This is a genomic window from Chromohalobacter sp. 296-RDG (genome assembly GCF_029889885.1).
Classification (GTDB): Bacteria; Pseudomonadota; Gammaproteobacteria; order Pseudomonadales; family Halomonadaceae; genus Chromohalobacter.
The window spans coordinates 1-659 of sequence record NZ_JARANY010000297.1; the positions used below are offsets into that span (position 1 = coordinate 1).

The window sequence follows — 659 nt, forward strand, 5'->3', positions numbered from 1 at the left end:
TTCACTCCCTGCGCCATGCCATCCACGGCGATGGTCAAGGTGTTGTTGCAGACCACCCGTACCGAAGTCGGCGTCGCTACCGTTGCCAACGAGCCATCACAGGACGTCGCCAGCAGCAGGTAGTCGTTGACCTGATCCTGGCCCTTAAGGGCGCCTCCCAGTCCGCTACGGGCCAACGCCCAGAACTTGCGTCCCCCTTTGAGCACACCAGCCGTCTCGAGCTCATACCCCGCGTATTCCGTGAGATCGCGGTAGAACTCCAGCACTTCCTCCGGCTGCACCACCTTGTAGCGCTGGGACACCACTGACAGCGGAGTCTTGGTATCGGAGCGATAAAGCACCTTCTGCTCCGGGAAGGAATAAATGCTGCCCAAGTGGCTGGCACCATCGGTGATGAAGCGCACCGGGGATTCATCGATGTGCCAGTCCATTCCCGCCTGTTGCCGCCAGACCTCCAGCGGCTGGTGGCGAGAAAGCTGTTGGCCCAGGCCATGCCAGGGGGTATCGCCGATGTAGGCCATTTGCTCGATTTGGTGTGCCATGGGAAATGCTCCTGAACGAAAAAAGCCGGCAGATCGCCGGCCTGTGTGGAATGGGGGAGAATAGCGTCAGGCCAGCTCACGGAAGGTGTGACCACAGCCCAGACAGAGCCAGGCAGT

Annotated in this window: 1 protein-coding gene; it reads right to left on the reverse strand. The window is 60.7% G+C overall.

Features of this window, described 5'->3' with window-relative positions; translation table 11 throughout:
- On the reverse strand, positions 1-542 hold a 542-nt coding region (locus OP495_RS18640), incomplete at its 3' end, for a DUF932 domain-containing protein (protein ID WP_280571274.1).
- Positions 543-659: the final 117 nt, after the last annotated feature.